Source organism: Pediococcus parvulus, from assembly GCF_964063155.1.
GTDB classification, from domain to species: Bacteria; Bacillota; Bacilli; order Lactobacillales; family Lactobacillaceae; genus Pediococcus; species Pediococcus parvulus.
This window is the reverse complement of record NZ_OZ061292.1, coordinates 1,664,741-1,686,503: the sequence shown is the minus strand read 5'-3', so window position 1 is coordinate 1,686,503 and position 21,763 is coordinate 1,664,741. Positions and strand designations below refer to the sequence as shown.

The following is a 21,763-nucleotide window of genomic DNA, read 5'->3' as shown; positions in this document are numbered from 1 at the left end:
CATTTAATATTCGTTTAACCTATAATGAGGTCGGCTTTTGAGAAGAAGTACATATATATAAATAAAAGGGGTAATAGGTTATGAAAGTAAAATCGGCTGTTAAGCTAGGAGCAGTTGCGTTAGCTTCGACTTTTGTATTAGCTGCCTGCGGATCCAAAACAAGTAGTGCCAAGAAATCAACAGTAAACTTTATGGAGTCCTCTGAAATTCCAACTATGGATACATCGAAAGTTACTGATGTTGTTGGAATGACACAATTGTCTAACTCTGAAGAGGGAATTTATCGTCTAGGTAAAAACAGTTCTGTACATAATGCTTTAGCAACGAGCACGAAAGAATCTAAAGACGGTAAAACTTGGACATTTACACTTCGTAAAAATGCAAAGTGGAGTAATGGCGACAAAGTTACTGCTCAAGACTTTGTTTATTCATGGCAGCGAACGGTTAATCCAAAGACTGCCTCTGAATACGCATACTTGTTCTCAGGAATTAAGAATGCGGATAAGATTTCAGCAGGAAAGGCTAATTACAAGACCTTAGGAATTAAAGCTGATGGCAAGTACAAATTGACAGTTACTTTGGATCGACCAATTCCATACTTTAAGTTGTTAATGGGCTTTTGTATTTTCTTCCCACAAGATCAAAAAGTTGTTGAAAAGTACGGTTCTAAATACGGAACGGCTTCTAATAAGTTAGTTTATGATGGTCCATACAAACAAGTTGGTTGGACTGGAACAAACTTGAAATGGAAACTTGTTAAAAACCCACAGTACTGGAATAAAAAGAACGTTAAGATGGACACCATCAATTATCAAGTTGTGAAGGATTCCTCCACTGCATTAAACCTTTACAATAGTAAGAAACTTGATGTGACAACGATCACTGGTAGCCAAGTTGCCCAGTATAAGAACAACAAGAATTATGTTCTTCGTAAGGAAGCTTCCACATTCTATCTCCAGTTGAACCAAAAGAAAGACAAGTTCTTTAAGAACAAAAAGATTCGCCAGGCTGTTTCAATGTCAATTGATCGTAATCAGTTAACATCTAAAGTTTTGGCAGATGGTTCGCAAAATCCTTTAGGTTATGTTTCAACTGATTTAGCTAAGAATCCTAAGACTGGTCAAGACTTTGCCAAAGAGGCCGAAGTTAAATCAGCGGTTACGCAGAACTTGACTGAAGCTAAGAAGTTATTAAAGGAAGGCTTGAAAGAAGAGGGTATGTCTAGTCTTAAGTTTACTTTGATGGCTGATGATACACCTGCTGGTAAGACAACCAACGAGTTCTTGCAGTCACAAATCGAAAAATTGGGTAGCAATGTTAAGGTTACCGTTCAAAACATTCCATTTAAGACTCGTTTAACAGATTCTAGCAATGGTAAGTTTGATGCCGTTGTTACTGGTTGGGGCGCTGATTTCTCTGATCCAATTTCATTCTTACAATTATTTGTAACAGGCAACGCTCAAAACAACGGCGACTGGAGCAATAAAGAGTACGACAAGTTGATCAAGGCTTCTAACACCACTGATGCCACAAATCCTACAAAACGTTGGAGTGATATGGTTAAAGCTGAAAAGATCTTGATGAACGATCAAGCAATTGTCCCAATTTATCAACAAGCAACGTCACAATTGTGGAGCAGCAAAGTTAAGGGTGTTATTTACAACACTGCTGGTAACAACTTTGATTACTCGAAACTTTATGTAAAATAGGTTAATAAAAAAATAATTTTTAAGGTTATTGAAACTGTAAAAGGTTTTGATAACCTTTTTTAGTGGAAAATCTTGTTAATTTTCAACTTTGATTTTTCGAAAATATAACCGGTAAATTAGTTTAATATAGATTAAACGAAGATGAGTGAATTGCCTAACCCGGTTGAACTTATGAAACTGTTTAACTATGAAAATAAGATATTAATCAACTAGAAAAAATTTTCATAAGAAAATATGAACCGCTTCATTAGTAATTGAGTGTGACGTAGAGTAGGTTCAGGAACAGTAATAGTTGCTATTATTTGTGAATTAAAAATCAATTAAATAAAATTAGAGATTCTTAGTTGCATTTAATCTTGTTTTAATGTACAATGATAACAACTTTTGAGAACGAAAGTAAAAATGATGTTAAGTAGTTAATTGGAAAAGGAGTGTTAGTGTATGCAAATCAAATCCGCAGTTAAGCTTGGCGCGGTTGCGTTAGCTTCAACTTTTGTATTAGCCGCTTGTGGATCTAAAACAAGCGATAGTGCAAAGAAACAATCTGTAAACTTTATGGTGGCATCTGAAATTCCTACTATGGATACCTCTAAAGTAACCGACACAATTGGTTTAACTCAGTTAGCCAATACTGAAGAAGGACTTTATCGTTTAGGTAAAAACAGTTCCGTTCACAATGCATTAGCAACAAAGACAGTTGTTTCCAAAGATAAAAAGACTTACACATTTACATTACGCAAGAATGCTAAATGGAGTAATGGGGATAAAGTTACTGCTAAAGATTTCGTTTATTCTTGGCAACGTACTGTAAATCCTAAGACTGCTTCCGAGTATGCTTATTTGTTCTCTGGCATCAAGAATGCTGACAAGATTGCAGCAGGTAAAGTTAATTACAAGACATTGGGGATCAAAGCCGATGGCGATTACAAATTAACGGTTACCCTTGATCGTCCAGTACCTTACTTTAAGTTATTGATGGGATTTGCACTCTTCTTCCCACAAAACCAAAAAGCTGTTGAAAAATATGGTTCAAAATACGGGACAGCTTCAAACAAGCTGGTTTATAACGGACCATACAAGTCTGTTGGTTGGACCGGAACTAACTTGAAATGGAAGTTAGTGAAGAACCCTCAGTACTGGAACAAGAAGCACATCAAGATGGACACTATTAATTATCAAGTAGTTAAGGATGCATCAACTGCTTTGAACTTATATAATAGTAAGAAACTTGACGTAACAACGATTACTGGTAGCCAAGTTGCCCAATACAAAAACAACAAAGCTTACAAGTTACGTAAAGAAGCTTCAACATTCTACCTCCAATTGAATGAAAAACGGAGCTACTTTAAGAACAAGAAGATTCGTCAAGCTGTTTCAATGTCAATTGACCGTAATCAGTTAACATCTAAAGTGCTAGCTGATGGGTCACAAAATCCTTTGGGTTACGTTTCAGCTGGATTAGCTGAGAATCCTAAGACAGGCCAAGATTTTGCTAAAGAAGCACAAGTTAAATCGGCTGTTACCCAAAACCTCACTCAAGCTAAGAAGTTATTAAAGGAAGGTTTGAAAGAAGAAGGGATGTCTAGCCTTAAGTTTACTTTAATGGCTGATGATACACCTGCTGGGAAAGCAACCAACGAATTCTTACAATCACAAATCGAAAAATTGGGTAGCAACGTCAAAGTTACTGTTCAAAACATTCCATTCAAGACTCGTTTGACAAACTCGACAAATGGTAAATTCGATGCTGTAGTTACTGGTTGGGGTGCTGACTTCGCTGATCCTATTTCCTTCTTGCAACTCTTTGTTACTGGAAATTCAAACAATAACGGAAGTTGGAGTAACAAGGAATACGACAAGTTGATCAAAGCTTCAAGCACAACTGATGCCAACAATGAAGAAAAACGTTGGGACGATATGGTTAAGGCTGAAAAGATCTTGATGAAAGATCAAGGTATCGTACCAATTTATCAACAAGCTGCTTCACAATTGTGGAACACGAAATTGAAGGGTGAAGTTTATAACACTTCTGGTATTAACTTCGATTACTCTGGTCTTAATCTTACAGAATAGTTCAAATTAATAACTTAATTAAAAAAACTGAGGAGAAGGGCGTGCTTTTAGTCGTCTTTCTCCTTAATTTTTTCGGGTCTCTGTCAAATCGTATTGGTGGAGATTTTGAACGGCACATTCACTTCGGTGAATGTGCTTTTTGTTTACTCATGAATTAAACTAATCCGGATAAAGAAGTTGTCAATATTTCGAAAACCAAAACAGTTACGCTTTAATGCCTTGATTTTACGATTAAGTCCTTCAATTGGACCGTTGGAAAATGGATAACGACAACTGTTTAGAAGGGCTGAACCATTTTTGATAAACGTGTTGATCGTTATGTCCATTTGATTACTAGTGGGTTGGTAGTTAGTAAGTAAGGATTGGAACGCATTAGCATCCTTTTGGTGTATGGCACTTAAGATACCTTGATAGGTTTGATACACAGATCTAAATCTGGGAAAAGCGTCTAGAGCTAAATCAATGGCGTTTTGTTGCGTCATATACTCGTTAATTCCGCGTAAATAAACAGCCTTAGAATCATTAACTTTTATTTCATCAAGATGAAATAAACGCCATTGAGATTTTAAAATATGATAAATTCGTGAATGCTTATCTTGGATAGTACGAATGGTCTGCGTGCGTTCATTATCTAAGGCACGCCCAGCCAGTTGAATAATATGGAAACGATCGATAATCGTGGCCGCATTGGGAAATAAGCGATGAATGAAGCTGCCATATTCAGCATTCATGTCAATCGTCACTGATTGAACTTGGGCACGTTCTTGAACCGAAAAACGAGCTTCAAAGTAGTCAATGATATCTTTACTTAGCCGATCTTTTAAAGTAACAATTCGGCGATGACTAACGGCATCGCAACAATTAAAGGACATCCAGTGATTACAGGAACGAAATTCATCAAAGCAAAGATTCTCTGGGAGATGTTTAACACGATAGGCTAAGTGAATATTGGCATTTAGGATTCGTTGAACACTGCTTGGCGAAATTCCACAAAGTTTAGCAATTTCTTTACTCGTCAACATATCGCGTGCCAAAACGATCACTTGATGTTTGATATTATGTGTGAAAGTTTCGTTACGATTAACCAACTTAGTTTTAGCACCACAGGTTTTTGAACAATCTTTACATTGGTATCTTTGACGTTTTAAATGCATTTCGTAACGACCACCGGATAAGGTTCCTAAACGCAGGTGACTCATGTGAGTTCCGTTTTTAATTAAGCTTTTATGGCCACAATGTGGGCACTTTAAAAGTTGATAAGACAAAGTTGCATGGACGACATGAATACGTTGGTTTGTGGAACACCGTTCTTTAGAAATACCAGTGACAATTAAGTTTGGGTCTGTTATTTCGAATAAGCATAAGATAGAATTAGTTAGGGACATCTGAATTTCCTCTTTTCGATTTGTTTTGGCGATTAAATCGTAGCACAAAGAGGACAGATGTCCTTTTTTATTTTTCTGATTTTCAAAACAGACAAAAAACCGGTATTAGTTATTCACCAATACCAGAAAGTGTAGACCCATTTTTTCCTAGATGTGATCTCTCTAAGAATTGTGTGGGTAAAATTGCCGAAAGTTTCAACTTTATAAGAAATTCCATGAGGTGAAAATGAGCAATTTTAAAAATGTAACAAAAAGCGCATACATTCAAAGATAACAAGCTTTCATGATGGACAATTATTGGCAAAAAGGTCCGTTATTCTTAATATAATTAGAACAAGCAATTGAATTTAATCTTCTTCTAATATATAATGAGAACAACTTTTGTTAAGAAAGTACATACAATGAAGTCAGTTAAGATTTCACAAAGGGGTTGGAAAAATTATGAATGTCAGATCAGCTGTGAAGGTTGGGGCGGTCGCGCTAGCTTCAACATTCGTACTAGCTGCGTGTGGATCCAAGAATAGTAGTTCGTCAAAAGAATCAGTCAACTTTGAAGAAAGTGCTGAAATTGCTACTATGGATCAGTCGAAGGTTACAGATGTTGTTGGGTTTACTCAGTTAGGCAATACGCAAGAAGGACTTTACCGATTAGGTGCTAAAAGTAAAGTCAACAATGCACTTGCTACGAGTACGAAAGAATCAAAGGATGGCAAGGCTTGGACCTTTACAATTCGTAAAGACGCTAAGTGGAGTAATGGCGATCCTGTAACTGCCAAAGATTTCGTTTATGCTTGGCAACGGACAGTCAATCCAAAGACAGCTTCCGAATATGCTTACTTATTCTCAGGAATCAAAAATGCCGACAAGATTGCTGCTGGCAAAGCAAGTTATAAGACATTGGGCATTAAGGCAGATGGCAACTACAAGTTGGTTGTTAGCTTAGATCGCCCAATCCCTTACTTCAAGTTGTTGATGGGCTTCCCAACATTCTATCCACAGGACCAAAAAGTTGTTGAAAAGTATGGTTCTAAGTACGGAACATCATCTGATAAGCTCGTCTACGATGGTCCATACAAACAAACTGGTTGGACAGGAACTAACTTGAGTTGGAAACTTGTTAAAAATAACAATTACTGGGATAAAAAAGATGTCAAGATGGATACCATCAATTACCAAGTTGTAAAAGATGCCAGCACTGGTTTGAATCTTTACAATAGTAAAAAACTTGACGTTGCAAACATCACTGGTAACCAAGTTGCCCAATACAAGAACAACAAAGATTACGTTTTGCGTAAGGAATCTTCAATGTTCTATCTTCAATATAATATGAAGAAAGAAAAAGTATTCCGTAATGCTAAGATCCGAAAAGCTATTTCCATGGCAATCAACCGTAAACAGTTGACTAGCAAAGTTTTAGCTGATGGTTCTGGTAATCCTAAAGGTCTTGTTTCAACTGGTTTAGCAAGTAATCCTAAGACTGGCGAAGATTTCGCTTCTGAAGCAGAAGTCAAATCAGCAGTTAACCAAAACCTGACAGAAGCTAAGAAATTAATGGCTGAGGGACTTAAAGAAGAAGGCAAGTCAAGCTTGTCATTTACACTTCTTGGTGATGATACAGCTTCTACTAAGCAAATCACTGAATACCTCCAGTCACAAATTGAAAAACTACCAAATGTGAAAGTTAGTCTTCAAAACGTGCCATTTAAGACCCGTTTGACAAACTCATCAGATGGTAAGTTCGATGTTGTTCTTTCTGCTTGGGGTGCTGATTTCTCTGACCCAATTTCCTTCTTACAGTTGTTTGTTACCGGAAACGCTCAAAACAACGGTGGTTTCAGCAACGCGCAATATGATAAGTTGATCAAGGCCTCAAACACTACTGATTCTACCAATCCTGAGAAGCGTTGGGATGACATGGTTAAGGCAGAAAAGATCTTGATGAACGAACAAGGAATTGCACCAGTCTTCCAGCAAGCACAATCACAGCTTTGGAGTTCTAAGTTAAAGGGTGTTGTTTATAACAGTGCCGGTGTTAACTTTGACTACAAGAATTTGAATCTGACAAAATAAGGCTTAAAATTAAGCGTTAATTTTGGACGAAGGGTAAGGGTTCGCGTAACTGCTGACTCTTACCCCTTTGTTATAAAGGCAATGTTGGTTTGAGATAGGAAAAGATAGGGAGGAATATAAATGGCAAGATATTTAGCAAGACGAATCTTTTATCTGGCTTTAACGCTGTTTTTGATTGCAAGTATCACCTTCTTCTTAATGAAGCTGATGCCCGGAACACCGTTGAATAACCAGGCAAAACTAACACCACAACAAATCAAAGTGATTTATGAGCATTACGGTTTGAACAAGCCGGTTTGGCAGCAGTATGTCAGTTACATCGTGGATGCTGCTCATGGTAACTTCGGATTATCATTCCAATTTAGTGATCAACCTGTATCTTATTTGATCTCAAGCCGAATTGGACCATCCATGCAGTTAGGTGGTCAGGCAATGGTAGTTGGTGTCGTTGTCGGAATCGTGGTTGGCTCATTGGGTGCTATCCGTAAAAACACATGGATTGATGGAACTTCAACATTCATTTCTATTTTAGGAATTTCAATCCCAAGTTTCGTGTTAGCTATTTTACTTCAGTACTATTTAGGACTGAAATTACAGCTTTTCCCAATTGCTGATTGGGGCGGTTTCTCATACACGGTATTACCAACGTTAGCCCTTGCGGCTTCACCATTTGCTGAAACTTCACGATTTGTTCGAACAGAGATGGTCGATGTTTTGGGGAGCGACTATATTGAACTTGCTCGTGCAAAAGGTCTCAGTCGAATGGGAATTGTTTGGCACCATGCGTTACGAAATAGTTTAATTCCACTGGTTACAGTTATCGGTCCTTTGACAGCTGCTATCATGACTGGTTCCATGGTTGTTGAAAACATCTTCTCTGTACCTGGTATTGGTGAACAATTTGTTAAATCTATCTTGGTTAATGATTATCCAACCATCATGGGTGTGACATTGCTCTATTCAGCATTGCTGTGTGCGATCTTGCTTTTAACTGATCTGGTTTATGGAATTATTGATCCACGAATCCGAATTACTGGGAAAGGGGAATAAATAAATGGAAGAAAAAATGAAGTTAGCACCGGACGCATTTGAGCCGGTTTCCAAAAAAGATGAACTAGATGACGAAAAAATTGTTGCCCCTTCTCGGACTTTTATTCAGGATGCTTGGCGACGTCTACGCCAAAATAAAGCTTCTTACGTTTGTTTATGGATCCTTGTTGTAATTGGTTTAATTGCCTTTACTTCACCTCTTACAGCTTCACAACCAAATGTGTCTCATCCAAACTACGCTAATTTACCACCTAAGATTCCTGGTGTGAATATTAACGGTTTTAACGGAACGACAATGGTTGCCGGTAAACGAGTTGATGCTTACAAACAAAATAACGTGCCAAGTAAAATTCATTATACTTTGGGAACTGACTACTTAGGTCGTTCACTTGCAGAACGTATTTTACGAGGAACCTTGGTTTCATTATTAATCGGTTTATTTGCTACCCTAATTGATTTGATTGTGGGTGTTGGGTACGGGGTTGTCTCGGCCTGGAAAGGTGGTATAACGGATATTATCCTACAACGGATTATTGAAGTTATTTCATCTGTGCCAAATATTGTTATCATGGTCTTGTTAATGCTTGTTTTAAAGGGTGGTATGTTGCCAATTATTTTGGCGATTGCCTTTAATGGGTGGACCACAATGGCCCGACTTACCCGTGCACAAACATTGCAGTTAAAGTCACAAGAGTATGTGTTAGCGGCACGAACGTTAGGTGAATCAACCTTTAAAATTGCGGTCAAACATTTATTGCCTAACCTTTCAAGTGTCATTATTATTCAAACAATGTTCACCATTCCATCAGCTATTTTCTTCGAAGCTTTCCTAAGTTATATTGGGATTGGTATTCAAGCTCCAACTGCTTCGCTAGGAACGTTAATTAGTGATGGTCAACAGAACTTCCAGTTCTTACCATATCAAATGTGGTACCCCGCGATTATGCTTTCAATTATTATGATTGCGTTTAATATTCTCGCCGATGGTTTACGTGATGCGTTTGACCCTCGGACAGCTCGTAGATAGGAGGAAGATACAATGGAAAATGCAGATGAAAATATTCTGGAAGTAAAAGACTTAACCATTGACTTCCATACCTATGCAGGTACGGTTAAGGCGATTCGTGACGTTTCTTTCCATTTGAAAAAAGGAGAGACTTTAGCGATCGTTGGCGAGTCTGGTTCTGGTAAAACAGTTACCACCAAAACAGTTATGGGATTACTAGCCAACAATGCTGAAGTGGTTGAAGGTACTGTGAAGTTTCGTGGGAAAGACATTTTAAAAATGTCCCAAAAAGAATTGGAAGATATTCGTGGGAAAGATATTGCGGAAATTTTCCAGGACCCCATGACTTCATTGGATCCCACAATGAGAATCGGTAAGCAGATTGCCGAACCATTACGTATTCATAAAGGCTATAGTCGTGAAAAAGCTAACAAACAAGCTCTTGAAATGCTTAAGTTAGTTGGGATCACTAATGCTGAAGAACGAATTAATGATTATCCGCATCAATTTTCAGGTGGTATGCGTCAGCGAATCGTGATTGCGATTGCGCTTGTCTGTTACCCAGAAATTCTGATTGCTGATGAACCTACTACTGCTTTGGATGTGACGATTCAGGCTCAAATCTTGGATTTAATGAAGGAATTGCAGGAAAAAATTTCGACTTCGATTATCTTTATTACCCATGATTTAGGGGTTGTTGCCGGTATGGCTGATCGTGTAGCTGTTATGTATGCTGGAAAAATTGTGGAATATGGGACGGTTGATGAAATCTTCTATAATCCCCAACATCCATATACATGGGGCCTACTAAACTCAATGCCTACCTTGGATACTGCCAAAGGAAAACTGGAATCTATTCCAGGAACACCTCCAGATTTGTTGGATCCACCAGCAGGTGACCCATTTGCTGCTCGTAATCCTTATGCTATGAAAATTGATGAAGAAAAAGAACCACCATTTTTCAAAATTTCGGATACGCATTATGCAGCAACTTGGCTCTTGCATCCAGATGCACCACATGTGGAGCCTCCAGTAGAAATTAAACGTCGTCAAGAGGTTTACAAGGAGCGATTACAGGAAGGTACGATCAACCAAGGTCATATTCATTCCACAGGTAATACAACTTTTGGAACCGATGATGATGACGCAATTGGCGAGTAAAGGAGGCTAATCATGGATACACGAGAAAAAATTCTAGAAGTAAAACATTTAAAGCAATACTTTAATGTTGGAAAAAAAGATGAAGTACGTGCCGTTGATGATGTTTCCTTTGATATCTACAAAGGTGAAACTTTCGGGTTGGTTGGCGAATCTGGTTCAGGTAAAACCACTACTGGTCGTGCTATTATCCGTTTGTTGGATCCTACTGATGGTCAGGTCTTATTTAATGGTCGTGATGTGGCTTCATTGAAGAGTAAATCTGATATGATGGCCTTTCGTCGTGAAATGCAAATGATTTTCCAAGATCCATATGCTTCCTTAAATCCTCGTATGAAGGTTAAGGATATTGTGGCAGAAGGAATTGATATTCATCATTTAGCTAAAAATGATAAAGACCGAACTAACCAGGTAGAAGATTTGCTTGAAACTGTTGGTTTGAACCGGGATCACTCTAGTCGTTATCCAAATGAGTTTTCTGGTGGTCAGCGTCAACGGATCGGAATTGCCCGAGCGTTAGCGGTTCAACCTGATTTCATCATTGCTGATGAACCAATCTCTGCTTTGGATGTTTCCATTCAGGCTCAGGTTGTTAACTTGATGAAGGAATTGCAAGAACAAAAAGGGTTAACTTACTTGTTCATTGCACATGATTTATCAATGGTTAAATATATCAGTGATCGAATTGGTGTTATGCATTATGGTAAATTACTTGAAATTGGACCTGCTGAAGAAGTATATAACCATCCACTTCATCTTTACACGGAGAGTTTGGTTTCGGCTGTTCCTCAGCCAGATCCTGAGTTTGAACGTAATCGCCGTCAGGTTGTTTACGATTCAACACCAGAGTTTGATGGTAAGAAGCGCCAAATGGTAGAAATCACCCCTGAACATTTTGTTCGTGCTAGTGAAGATGAGTTAGATACTTATCGCAAACGAGCAACAGATGCAGGTTTGAAACCACTTATCTAAATACAAATACGAGGCCAGGCAAAAACGGGTCTCTGTCAAATCGTATTGGTGGAGATTTTGAACGGCACATTCACTTCGGTGAATGTGCTTTTTGTTTACTCATGAATTAAACTAATCCGGATAAAGAAGTTGTCAATATTTCGAAAACCAAAACAGTTACGCTTTAATGCCTTGATTTTACGATTAAGTCCTTCAATTGGACCGTTGGAAAATGGATAACGACAACTGTTTAGAAGGGCTGAACCATTTTTGATAAACGTGTTGATCGTTATGTCCATTTGATTACTAGTGGGTTGGTAGTTAGTAAGTAAGGATTGGAACGCATTAGCATCCTTTTGGTGTATGGCACTTAAGATACCTTGATAGGTTTGATACACAGATCTAAATCTGGGAAAAGCGTCTAGAGCTAAATCAATGGCGTTTTGTTGCGTCATATACTCGTTAATTCCGCGTAAATAAACAGCCTTAGAATCATTAACTTTTATTTCATCAAGATGAAATAAACGCCATTGAGATTTTAAAATATGATAAATTCGTGAATGCTTATCTTGGATAGTACGAATGGTCTGCGTGCGTTCATTATCTAAGGCACGCCCAGCCAGTTGAATAATATGGAAACGATCGATAATCGTGGCCGCATTGGGAAATAAGCGATGAATGAAGCTGCCATATTCAGCATTCATGTCAATCGTCACTGATTGAACTTGGGCACGTTCTTGAACCGAAAAACGAGCTTCAAAGTAGTCAATGATATCTTTACTTAGCCGATCTTTTAAAGTAACAATTCGGCGATGACTAACGGCATCGCAACAATTAAAGGACATCCAGTGATTACAGGAACGAAATTCATCAAAGCAAAGATTCTCTGGGAGATGTTTAACACGATAGGCTAAGTGAATATTGGCATTTAGGATTCGTTGAACACTGCTTGGCGAAATTCCACAAAGTTTAGCAATTTCTTTACTCGTCAACATATCGCGTGCCAAAACGATCACTTGATGTTTGATATTATGTGTGAAAGTTTCGTTACGATTAACCAACTTAGTTTTAGCACCACAGGTTTTTGAACAATCTTTACATTGGTATCTTTGACGTTTTAAATGCATTTCGTAACGACCACCGGATAAGGTTCCTAAACGCAGGTGACTCATGTGAGTTCCGTTTTTAATTAAGCTTTTATGGCCACAATGTGGGCACTTTAAAAGTTGATAAGACAAAGTTGCATGGACGACATGAATACGTTGGTTTGTGGAACACCGTTCTTTAGAAATACCAGTGACAATTAAGTTTGGGTCTGTTATTTCGAATAAGCATAAGATAGAATTAGTTAGGGACATCTGAATTTCCTCTTTTCGATTTGTTTTGGCGATTAAATCGTAGCACAAAGAGGACAGATGTCCTTTTTTATTTTTCTGATTTTCAAAACAGACAAAAAACCGGTATTAGTTATTCACCAATACCAGAAAGTGTAGACCCGCAAAAACTATGTTTTTGCCTGGCCTCTTTTTTTTACCATATTTTGATTTTAAACAGCTCTTTTAGCCCAGACAGCACTAAGGTCGGGATCGCAGGCAAGAAAATCACTGCAATGTAAATTTGCCAATTAAGCATACTTGTCCCCATAAATGTGTTGAAAAATGGAAGCATCGTAATTGCCAGTGAGGAGATTCCTGCAAACAATACAGCGGCCAATAAATAGGGGTTACTGAATGGATTTCGGCGGAATAATGTGTGGGTACTTCGAGCGTCAAACACATGCCATAATTGACCAAAAACTAGGGTTAAGAATGCCACGGTTTGTGCTTCATTGACCTGCATGCCAGATTTAGCGGCCCAATAGAAGGCAATAAAAACGGACAACCCCATTACCACGCCGCGAATCATCACTCTTGATAACAGGTGATTAGCCAACAGGGATTCATGGACATTACGTGGTTTTACAGCCATGACATCGTGTTCAGCATCATCGTAACCCAGTGCAAATGATGGCAGGGAATCACTGATCATATTAACCCACAGCACCATGATTGCAGTTAGAGTGGGAGTTAATTCGGAAATGTGGCCAATTGAATGGGTTATGAAAAACGTGCCCAACAAAATTGACAGGACTTCCGCAACGTTAGTAGTGAGTTCCTGACGCATGAAATTTTTAATGTTTGCAAAAATGGTCCGCCCAGCAGCGACTGAGTTTTCAATTGTGGTAAATTGATCATCCAGTAAAATGAGATCAGCGGAGTCTTTAGTGACTTCGGTACCGTTGATTCCCATCGCAATGCCAATGTCTGCAGCACGTAAGGCTGGTGCATCATTCACGCCATCACCAGTCATAGCGACAACTTGATCGTGTTTTTGCAGAGCATTAATAATTCGTTGTTTATGTTCTGGTGAAACGCGCGCATAAACCCGAATGTTTGGGACCACTTCAAATAGTTGCTCATCAGACATTTTTTCTAATTCTTGCCCTTCAATGACGCGAGCTTGTTTGTCCTTGATAATACCAAGACGATAGGCAATAGCGCGAGCAGTTGCTGGATGATCGCCGGTAATCATAACAACTTCAACAGAGGCTTTATGCAAGGTCGCAATTGATTTTCGAACTTCTGGTCGTGGAGGATCAATAATACCTGCAATCCCAAGGAAGGTGAGTTGATCTTCCAGTTCCGTTTGTGTGGCATTAAGGGCTTCTTCTTTGGTTAAAGTCCTACCAGCCACAGCAATGGTGCGCAGCGCATCATTCGCATAGTTTAAAACCTGGTCTTCTAAGGTTGCTTGAGCTTCCTTGATTGGAACAGATTTGCTGTCCAAAATGACGTCGGTTGTGTGTTGCATAATGACATCGGGAGCACCTTTAGTAAATAATTTATAGTTATTACCAATTTTAACGACTGTGCTCATCATTTTACGTTCACTTTCAAACGGGAAAACACGCAGAATATCATAATCTTGATCGCCTGTTTGACTGAGTAGATTGGCACGTGAAATTTTAGCTTTATGACCCAGAACCACTAAGGAAACATCGGTTGGGTTGCCTAATGGCTCGTAGTGACCTTTCTCATTGCGTTGGATTTGAGATTCATTATCCAAAATCGCACCTTTGATAAAAGGAATATAATCTGATTCTTGGCCTATTTCACCATCTTCAATCGAGGTGATTTCACCAACTGGATCATAACCATTACCATCCACCGCGAAATTAATCCCATTTGCAAAAAAACGGGTAACTGTCATTTCATTTTTTGTGAGGGTACCGGTTTTATCAGAAGCTATAAGGGTTGTGGCTCCTAAGGTTTCAACACTACTAAGGGACTTTATTAAACCCCGATTACGAGCTAGCACCCGTGCACCGATTGTTAAAACAATAGAAAGGACGACCGGCATGGAATCCGGGATAGCTGCAACGGCTAACGCGATGGCCCCAGAAACACTATCCATCAAAGCTGTAATAGGAATTGTACCGGTATTAAGGTATTCTTTTACTAAATCATAGGTGATCGCAATCACCACAACCCCAATTGCGGCAACCATTAAACGCTTGGTCAACTGAGTAATATTTTGTTCGATCGGCGTTTTTTGTGTTTTGTTTTGTTGGAGCAGATCGGCAATTTTTCCGAGTTCTGTGTGGGTACCGGTTGCGGTTACGACACCCAGACCACTTCCGTTAACAACGGTTGATCCCGAAAAGCCCATGTTAGTTCGGTCGGCGAGGTCGGTATTTTTAGGAAGGACTTTGGAGTCTTTTTCAACGGCATCAGATTCACCAGTTAAATGAGATTCATTAACTTGAAGTTCATTCACTGAAAGCCACCGGAGATCAGCTTCGATGAAGTCTCCCATTTTAACATCGACAATGTCACCGGGGACAAGTTGGCTTGCGTCAATTTTTTGCCAGCTTTGGTCGCGTAAGACGTTTGCTTGATGTTGGGAAGCCGAACTTAAAGCGTCTAATGATTTTTTCGCACTTAACTTTTGCCAGTAAGTTAGACCAGAATTGATCAAAATGACAATCAAAATCACAATTCCTTCATAAACTGAGGAAAGTGCATGGGCAGGATCGTTCTTCGCAAAAAAATCATAGCTTGCACTGATTAAAGTCAGTCCAATTGCGATCCAAAGAATGATGATGATCGGTTCTGTTAAAGACTGTAAATAAACTTTTAAAGCGGACTCATGTTTTTCTTGCTGTATTTTGTTGGGGCCATATTTAGTTAATCTGGCCTCTACCGATTCAGTTGTCAAACCATCATGACGTGAAGTTTCAAGCTGTTTGACAACATCTTTGCGTTTCTGTGAATACATGGGCACATGCCTCCTTGGGTAATGTATCTGCGTGCAGTTCTGTAACGAAATGGTTATCCTGTTGCCATTATTCCAGGAAAAAGAACGGTTCGTCAACTGAAACGGGTTAGCAAAAACAAGAGTTAAAAAAGCGCATTAGATTTTGAACATGCTATGCTCAGAATCTAATGCGTTTTTTGCTATTCTTGCTTATTTTTAAACGCTACTCTTACGGATAATTAGTGAAGTGCCAATGGTCACTTTACGTGGTACCATATCACGTTTTTGAAATTGTTCATTTAAAAGGTTAAACGCGGCTTTTGCCATGCCATATCGAGAAATATGAACCGTACTTAAACTTGGATTTACGTATTTGGCAGATGTAATATCATTAAAGCCAATAATTGATACTTGCTCTGGAATTGTAATTCTTTGTTCAGATAGAGCTCGCATTGCGCCAATTGCAATCGCATCTGAGCCGATTAAGAAGGCCTTAGGTAACTTTGAACCTAGAGTATGGATAATTTCTTGCATTGCTTGATAGCCGGACTCAGCCGTGTATTCTTCGGCGATAAAGAAGTAGTCCGGATTAAAGACTTCTTCACATTCTAGGAAACTCTTTGCTAAGAACCGTTGGGGATCATTTTCATAGGTGATCAAATGATGATGGGAACGTTTGGCCACCAAAATACCGATTTCACTAATTCCCTTATCTAATAGGTGATTAGTGGTTCTGGCTACGGAAGAGGTGAAATCGGTAACGACACAGTCCAAATTATCTAAGAGGGTGTCAGTGCTTACAAACACAATTGGTTTTTGTAAGCCTTTTAAAATCTGAATGGTTTTCTTTCCAAAAAAGCCCACTGCAATGATACCAATATACGATTGGGATTCAAGATTCTTAGATTCATAATCACCTTGAAAAAAATGTTTAAATCGATAATTACTGTCCGTTAAGCGATTATCAATTGCAATTCGTACGGACATAAAATATGCATCATCAAGTTCCTCGGATTCTTTGTAAGAGAGAACCACGGCAATTGTCCCGTTTGATTTATGTTTCGTTTTATATTTATCGTAGGATAACTGTTCGGCCGCTTCAAAAATATTTTTCCGGGTGTTTTGACTGACTGCCAAGGTTGAATCGCCATTTAAAACTCTTGAAACAGTAGATTTAGAAACGCCAGCTAGTCTAGCAATATCATTGATTGTTGCGATAAGATCACCTGAGAATAAAAAATTAATCGATAAAATTGATCATATCGCGACACCAAATCCAGATCAAAAAGATAACCCTCATTTCTTTGATGAAGAAACTGAAAAATGGGCGGAAGGCGTTTATCACGATTAATAGAAACGAGGAGAAAATAACATGGCTGATATAGAAAAGAAAACATTATCCACAGAAAAAAAGAACGATATCGATACAGCTGAAGAATTACACCAACAAATGATCAAAGAGCAATTGGCCGAATTTCCAGTTACTAGAGCCTAATGTAGCTGTTACAAGCTAAAGGTTGAAACTACAAAAACTTATCTTGTTGCTTGATACGAAAATGTTCATGGCAGCAAAATTAGATAAAATGCTGTCTTCCAGCAAATTTGGGCTGGAACGTAGTGCGAGTTTTTGCGGCCGAGCTTGCCACAAGAATCGACATCGACTGGAGCAAGAAAGATTTTCGGGACGAAAATCATCATTACTAGGCGGAATAGTGCGAGTTCTTGCGGCCAAGTTTGCCACAAGAATCGACATCGACAGGAGCAAGAAAGATTTTCGGAACGAAAACCATCATTACTAGGCGGAATAGTGGGCACGACTTGGAGCCGCAAGCCACGTCTCCAAGCTCGGCTTTTATCTAAGTGAAACCTGCTAAGATAAAGGACACTACTGAGCCCATTTGCTTCCAGACTAAGTCTAATCTTTGCAATCAACACACTGATATAATAACTTTGATGCTTTCAACCTTTAGTCACAAGGTAAAAAACTGCAAGTACATTTTTAATGATGCAATGTACTTGCAGTTTTTTGTGCTTTCATTTAACTTGTCCTTGCATAATCGTTAAAAAAAGTTCTATAATGTAAAACGTTAGCCTGCTAACGGAAGCTGAGGAGATGAAACTGATGAAACAGGATTTATCTATGTATGGACGCCTGATTAAACATGCAAGTAACGTCATGAGCCGGCATATCGACACGTTTGCCGCAGAGTATGAGTTGACCGGTGTCCAGATGTCCATTATTGATTTTCTAGGAAAGTATCCTAACCAAACGTGTCTTCAACGCGATATTGAAAATGAATTTGCCATTCGCCGTTCCAGTGCGACAACCTTATTACAACGGATGGAAAAAAAGGGACTAATTTTACGACTAGTTGCAAAAGATGATGCCCGGCAAAAGCAAATTCAATTAACAGCAAAGGCACAACCTTTTGTCCAAATTAATCGAAACTATATGAAGGTTCAACGAGCTAGTTTGGAAGCTAATTTTACTGCTGAAGAACTTGAAAATTTTACAAAGATTTTGCAATTTTTAACCGTCGATGAAGCTGGTAAGAATTATGGAAAGGACCACGAGAAATAAAATATGACTAATGAAACTAATCAACGAATTCGGCCTCAGGTGATTGCCGCGGTCATTGCTACTGGGCTGATGTCTTTTAGTGGCGTGATTGTCGAAACCGCTATGAACATTATCTTTCCAACTTTGATGAAAGAATTTGATATTACCACAAGTACGGTTCAATGGTTGACAACGGGATACTTATTGACTGTGGCAATCATTGTACCGCTCTCGTCAGCTTTAAAAACCCGTTTTAAAACCAAATCTTTGTTTATTGTAGCTAATCTATTGTTCTTGCTTGGCCTAATAATGGATGCGGTAGCGCCAATTTTTCCGATCCTATTACTTGGAAGGATTATACAAGGTTGCGGGACCGGAATAGCCTTACCCTTGATGTTTAATATTATTATTGATCAAGTTCCGACCAGCAAAATTGGCATGATGATGGGTATTGGAACTTTAATCACTGCTGTTGCGCCTGCAATTGGACCTACATTTGGTGGGGTGGTAGTTGCGAGTTTAGGCTGGCGATTTGTGTTCATCATCTTAGTGCCACTACTGTTAATTTCGCTAGCAACAGGGATCAAAACGATTGAACAAAAACGGCCAACGCAAGCTATGAAATTTGATCCGGTCAGTATTTTGTTGATTGCCATGACATTTATTGGGTTGATTCTTGGATTCAGTAATATGGGTGGGATGAGTTTTATGAGTTTGCCAGTCGCCGGTGCCATTATCATTGGCTTGGCCGGCTTAGTTGGTTTGGTCTATCGCAGTTTGCACATTGACCAGCCTGTCATTGATTTGCGTGTGTTAGGAAACGCGTCTTTTGCAGCCCATGTGTTTGTGTTTTTTGCTTTACAGCTAATTTCTTTGGGAATGTCATTTATTTTGCCCAACTATATGCAATTAGTAAATGGGGCAACATCTACCATTGCCGGATTAGTGGTTTTACCGGGTGCTGCTTTAGGCGCAGTCATGTCACCAATTAGTGGTCGAATTTATGACCATTTTGGCGCGAAAAAACCATTGATGCTTGGTAGCTCAATTGTTTTTATTTGCCTGGTGTTATTTACAGTTTTAGCTTTAAACATAAAAGATAGCCTCATTTTAGCAATTTATGTCATCTACATGTTTGGGGTTGGTTCGATTTTTGGCAATATCATGACGAATGGGTTGTCCACCTTAAAAAACGAGCAGCAAACGGATGGCAATGCCATTTTGAACACGATTCAGCAGTTTGCGGGTGCAGTTGGAACGTCAATTGTTTCCACAATAATTGGTGCTAGCCAGTTAGGTAAGGGCGGATCACAGGCTGATTTAACGGCTGTGGGATCACGCAACGCTTTGTTAGTCTTGACAATTCTGATGGGAATCGCCATTCTGGTGTTATTGTATGCTGTGAATACGGCGATTAAGCAAAAAAATGCTAATTAAAAATGAGGAGAGTGGGCAAAAAGGCGGTTAGATTCTGAGCATAGCCTAGACTAACGAATGATCCGTACTTTGGATCATTCGTTAGTCGTAGCTAAGCGGAAGAATCTGCCTTTTTTCCAACATTTTAGAAATAATATTTGAAGAAATATACAGAGGGCAGGCAAAAAACATAGTTTTTTGCCTGCCCTCGTTTTTCAAGCTTATGATGATTTTTTAACGGATAACTTTCGTGGGGCAATCCCTAATTCTGCAAGTTGGCGGTTTACCAACTCGTCATGAATACGACTTAGTTTGTCTTGTTCCACTTTGGCTTTACCCGTAGGTTCGATTAAACATGCGGGCATGTCGGTTTGCTTTTCTTCAGCCATTTTGCCACCTGCTTTCCAATTTTCTTTATTGTCTCATGAGTGGAAACAGAAGCAAAACATCTTGCCCAAAGGAGGTCGATCTACTTATCGTAAGCCACAACCTCAGCGTGATTATCTGTAAAATTCAAGATGTTGAGACTCCCATTTTTGATTGGTAAATGAACATCAATTTGGGGATTCAGCAATTGAATTAGACTGCGAATGGCATCCATATGCGAAACGACCAATAAAGTTTCACCGTCATTAGCTTTTTCGGCTAATTGATCAATCCCAGTCAAAATTCGCTTTTTAAAGGTTTCTGCATCTTCAGCATCTTTAAACGGATCAGCGGCATGCATGGCATCTCGTGCTTCGTAAAAGGTATGTTTGCTCAAGAAATCATCAATGCCGGTATATCCCAGTGGGCGACAAATGGTATCCCAAGTTTCGGGACCATTGGCGCCTTCAAAGTAGCCAAAGAAGGCTTCTCGAATGTTTGCGAGTTGGGTCACATCCAACGAATCGTTGTGCGTATCTTTCAAAATGATGTTGGCCGTATGAACAGCTCGAGTGAGATCACTGGAAAAAGCTTGATCAAAGTGAACATTTTGCACTTTTTTAGCGGCCATATGCGCATCTTGAATGCCTTTGGGGGTCAGGGGAGCATCAGCCCAGCCTTGCATACGATCGAATTTATTTAAATAAGTTTCGCCATGGCGAATGAGGTAAACAGTAAATTTTTTGATGAGAACACTCCCTATATGATTAATTAAGATAAAAAGAACAGCGCATCAATCGCACTGTTCCCATTTTAACATGTTTAGTTTGTAAAAAGCGGATTATGAAAATTCAATTCCATATTCAAAGGACTGAGTTTCGCCAGGTTCGGCGAAGTTATTGCCCTTCTTGTTAGCCCAATCTGTTGGGGTATCACTTGCTTGATCAGGGAGACCTGCAAATGGTTCGATGCAAAGGTAAGGTTCGGTCGCATTTTCCATAGTCCAAAGTGTGATGTATGGGAAATGTTTCACATTTAATTTGATCTCATGCGCGGTTTGGTCAGAACGGACAGTGACCGTTTCAATCTTTTTGGCATCCAAAATAATTAACCCATCGTCAAACGTACTGTGATCTAATTTCAAAACACCATCGCTATCCACTGCCTTGAATGGGGCTTTTGTGCCATCCCGGAATGGAGCGGGGTTAATGCCTAACTGTTGAATTTCCTTTGGATGTGGCCCAAATGTCAAAGTGTAGTCTTCAAACACACCATCGTCGTCAATTGGAATATTGAGACCCGGATGGGAGCCAAGTGCATAAGGCATCGTTTGTTTGTCATTGTTGGTGACGCTGTATTTTGTTAATAATTGGTTACCAACTAATTTGTAGTCCACCTGTAAAATGAAATCAAATGGGTAGTATTCCTTTGTTTTGGGACTAGATTTTAATTGAAGTAACACTTGGTCGTCGGCTTTACGAACATTTTCCCATTGTAAATCACGCGCAAAACCATGTTGAGGCATTGGATAAGTTTGACCATCCACAACGTAGTGATCATCGTTTGATCGCCCAATTGAGGGGAACAAAATTGGTGCGTGGCGTTTCCAAGCTTTACCATTCCAGATGTAATCAAAATTACCTTTGACGTCCACCACGTGAGTCACTTGAGCACCAAGTTGGTCTATTTCAACTTCTAATTTGTTGTTTTTAATCGTAATCAT

The 21,763-nt window shown here is 39.1% G+C and carries 17 protein-coding genes and 2 pseudogenes; 11 read left to right on the top strand and 8 right to left on the bottom strand.

What is annotated here, in order from left to right:
* Window positions 1–80 precede the first annotated feature (80 nt).
* Entirely contained in the window at window positions 81–1,709 is a 1,629-nt protein-coding gene (locus AB3217_RS08545) for a peptide ABC transporter substrate-binding protein (protein ID WP_260274513.1), read from the top strand.
* Window positions 1,710–2,150: 441 nt separating this feature from the next.
* On the top strand, window positions 2,151–3,782 hold the full coding sequence (locus AB3217_RS08540) for a peptide ABC transporter substrate-binding protein (protein ID WP_068806845.1): 1,632 nt from the start codon (window positions 2,151–2,153) through the stop codon (window positions 3,780–3,782).
* A gap of 143 nt (window positions 3,783–3,925) precedes the next feature.
* Here AB3217_RS08540 and AB3217_RS08535 read toward each other — a convergent pair whose 3' ends face one another.
* Window positions 3,926–5,167 carry an ISL3 family transposase gene (locus tag AB3217_RS08535; RefSeq protein WP_063697918.1) on the bottom strand — a complete coding sequence of 414 codons (1,242 nt, stop codon included), beginning with the start codon at window positions 5,165–5,167 and terminating at the stop codon, window positions 3,926–3,928.
* A 441-nt stretch (window positions 5,168–5,608) separates the two neighbouring features.
* Between AB3217_RS08535 and AB3217_RS08530 the strand changes: the two genes are divergently transcribed.
* The 5 genes from AB3217_RS08530 (at window position 5,609) to AB3217_RS08510 (ending at window position 11,423) form a co-directional block, all read left to right on the top strand.
* Window positions 5,609–7,237, top strand: a complete 1,629-nt coding sequence (locus AB3217_RS08530) for a peptide ABC transporter substrate-binding protein (RefSeq protein ID WP_068806843.1) — start codon at window positions 5,609–5,611, stop codon at window positions 7,235–7,237.
* Between the two features lie 120 nt (window positions 7,238–7,357).
* Window positions 7,358–8,287 (top strand): oligopeptide ABC transporter permease, encoded by a 930-nt coding sequence (opp3b, locus tag AB3217_RS08525; protein WP_317763248.1) that lies wholly within the window; start codon window positions 7,358–7,360, stop codon window positions 8,285–8,287.
* A 4-nt stretch (window positions 8,288–8,291) separates the two neighbouring features.
* Window positions 8,292–9,314 carry an ABC transporter permease gene (locus tag AB3217_RS08520; RefSeq protein WP_068806837.1) on the top strand — a complete coding sequence of 341 codons (1,023 nt, stop codon included), beginning with the start codon at window positions 8,292–8,294 and terminating at the stop codon, window positions 9,312–9,314.
* A gap of 12 nt (window positions 9,315–9,326) precedes the next feature.
* On the top strand, window positions 9,327–10,454 hold the full coding sequence (locus tag AB3217_RS08515; RefSeq protein ID WP_068806833.1) for an ABC transporter ATP-binding protein: 1,128 nt from the start codon (window positions 9,327–9,329) through the stop codon (window positions 10,452–10,454).
* Between the two features lie 9 nt (window positions 10,455–10,463).
* On the top strand, window positions 10,464–11,423 hold the full coding sequence (locus tag AB3217_RS08510) for an ABC transporter ATP-binding protein (protein WP_157077546.1): 960 nt from the start codon (window positions 10,464–10,466) through the stop codon (window positions 11,421–11,423).
* A 95-nt stretch (window positions 11,424–11,518) separates the two neighbouring features.
* On the opposite strand, the gene AB3217_RS08505 is transcribed toward AB3217_RS08510, so the two are convergent.
* The 4 genes and pseudogenes from AB3217_RS08505 to AB3217_RS08490 form a co-directional block, all read right to left on the bottom strand.
* Complete coding sequence (locus AB3217_RS08505) at window positions 11,519–12,760, bottom strand: ISL3 family transposase (protein WP_063697918.1); 1,242 nt, start codon at window positions 12,758–12,760, stop codon at window positions 11,519–11,521.
* A gap of 172 nt (window positions 12,761–12,932) precedes the next feature.
* Window positions 12,933–15,725 (bottom strand): cation-translocating P-type ATPase, encoded by a 2,793-nt coding sequence (locus tag AB3217_RS08500; protein WP_367365984.1) that lies wholly within the window; start codon window positions 15,723–15,725, stop codon window positions 12,933–12,935.
* Between the two features lie 189 nt (window positions 15,726–15,914).
* The gene (locus AB3217_RS08495; protein WP_367365983.1) at window positions 15,915–16,835 is read right to left on the bottom strand and encodes a substrate-binding domain-containing protein; all 921 of its coding nucleotides are present in this window, start codon (window positions 16,833–16,835) and stop codon (window positions 15,915–15,917) included.
* A pseudogene (locus AB3217_RS08490) lies at window positions 16,836–16,898 on the bottom strand (LacI family DNA-binding transcriptional regulator); the annotation flags it as partial.
* Between the two features lie 22 nt (window positions 16,899–16,920).
* Here AB3217_RS08490 and AB3217_RS08485 point away from each other — a divergent pair.
* The 4 genes and pseudogenes from AB3217_RS08485 to AB3217_RS08470 all read left to right on the top strand — a co-directional run.
* Window positions 16,921–17,049, top strand: a pseudogene (locus AB3217_RS08485) (galactose-6-phosphate isomerase subunit LacB); the annotation flags it as partial.
* Between the two features lie 21 nt (window positions 17,050–17,070).
* Window positions 17,071–17,193, top strand: a complete 123-nt coding sequence (locus AB3217_RS08480) for a hypothetical protein (protein WP_260280944.1) — start codon at window positions 17,071–17,073, stop codon at window positions 17,191–17,193.
* A gap of 627 nt (window positions 17,194–17,820) precedes the next feature.
* The gene (locus AB3217_RS08475; protein ID WP_260267477.1) at window positions 17,821–18,279 is read left to right on the top strand and encodes a MarR family winged helix-turn-helix transcriptional regulator; all 459 of its coding nucleotides are present in this window, start codon (window positions 17,821–17,823) and stop codon (window positions 18,277–18,279) included.
* Window positions 18,280–18,282: 3 nt separating this feature from the next.
* A complete protein-coding gene (locus AB3217_RS08470; protein ID WP_367365982.1) occupies window positions 18,283–19,695 on the top strand; it encodes a DHA2 family efflux MFS transporter permease subunit in 1,413 nt (470 codons plus the stop codon).
* Window positions 19,696–19,895: 200 nt separating this feature from the next.
* On the opposite strand, the gene AB3217_RS08465 is transcribed toward AB3217_RS08470, so the two are convergent.
* The 3 genes from AB3217_RS08465 to AB3217_RS08455 all read right to left on the bottom strand — a co-directional run bounded on the left by AB3217_RS08465 (window position 19,896) and on the right by AB3217_RS08455 (window position 21,763).
* Window positions 19,896–20,063 carry a hypothetical protein gene (locus AB3217_RS08465; RefSeq protein WP_157077540.1) on the bottom strand — a complete coding sequence of 56 codons (168 nt, stop codon included), beginning with the start codon at window positions 20,061–20,063 and terminating at the stop codon, window positions 19,896–19,898.
* 80 nt (window positions 20,064–20,143) lie between these two features.
* A complete protein-coding gene (locus AB3217_RS08460) occupies window positions 20,144–20,764 on the bottom strand; it encodes a histidine phosphatase family protein (protein ID WP_367366133.1) in 621 nt (206 codons plus the stop codon).
* 117 nt (window positions 20,765–20,881) lie between these two features.
* Window positions 20,882–21,763, bottom strand: a complete 882-nt coding sequence (locus tag AB3217_RS08455) for an aldose 1-epimerase family protein (protein WP_057784255.1) — start codon at window positions 21,761–21,763, stop codon at window positions 20,882–20,884.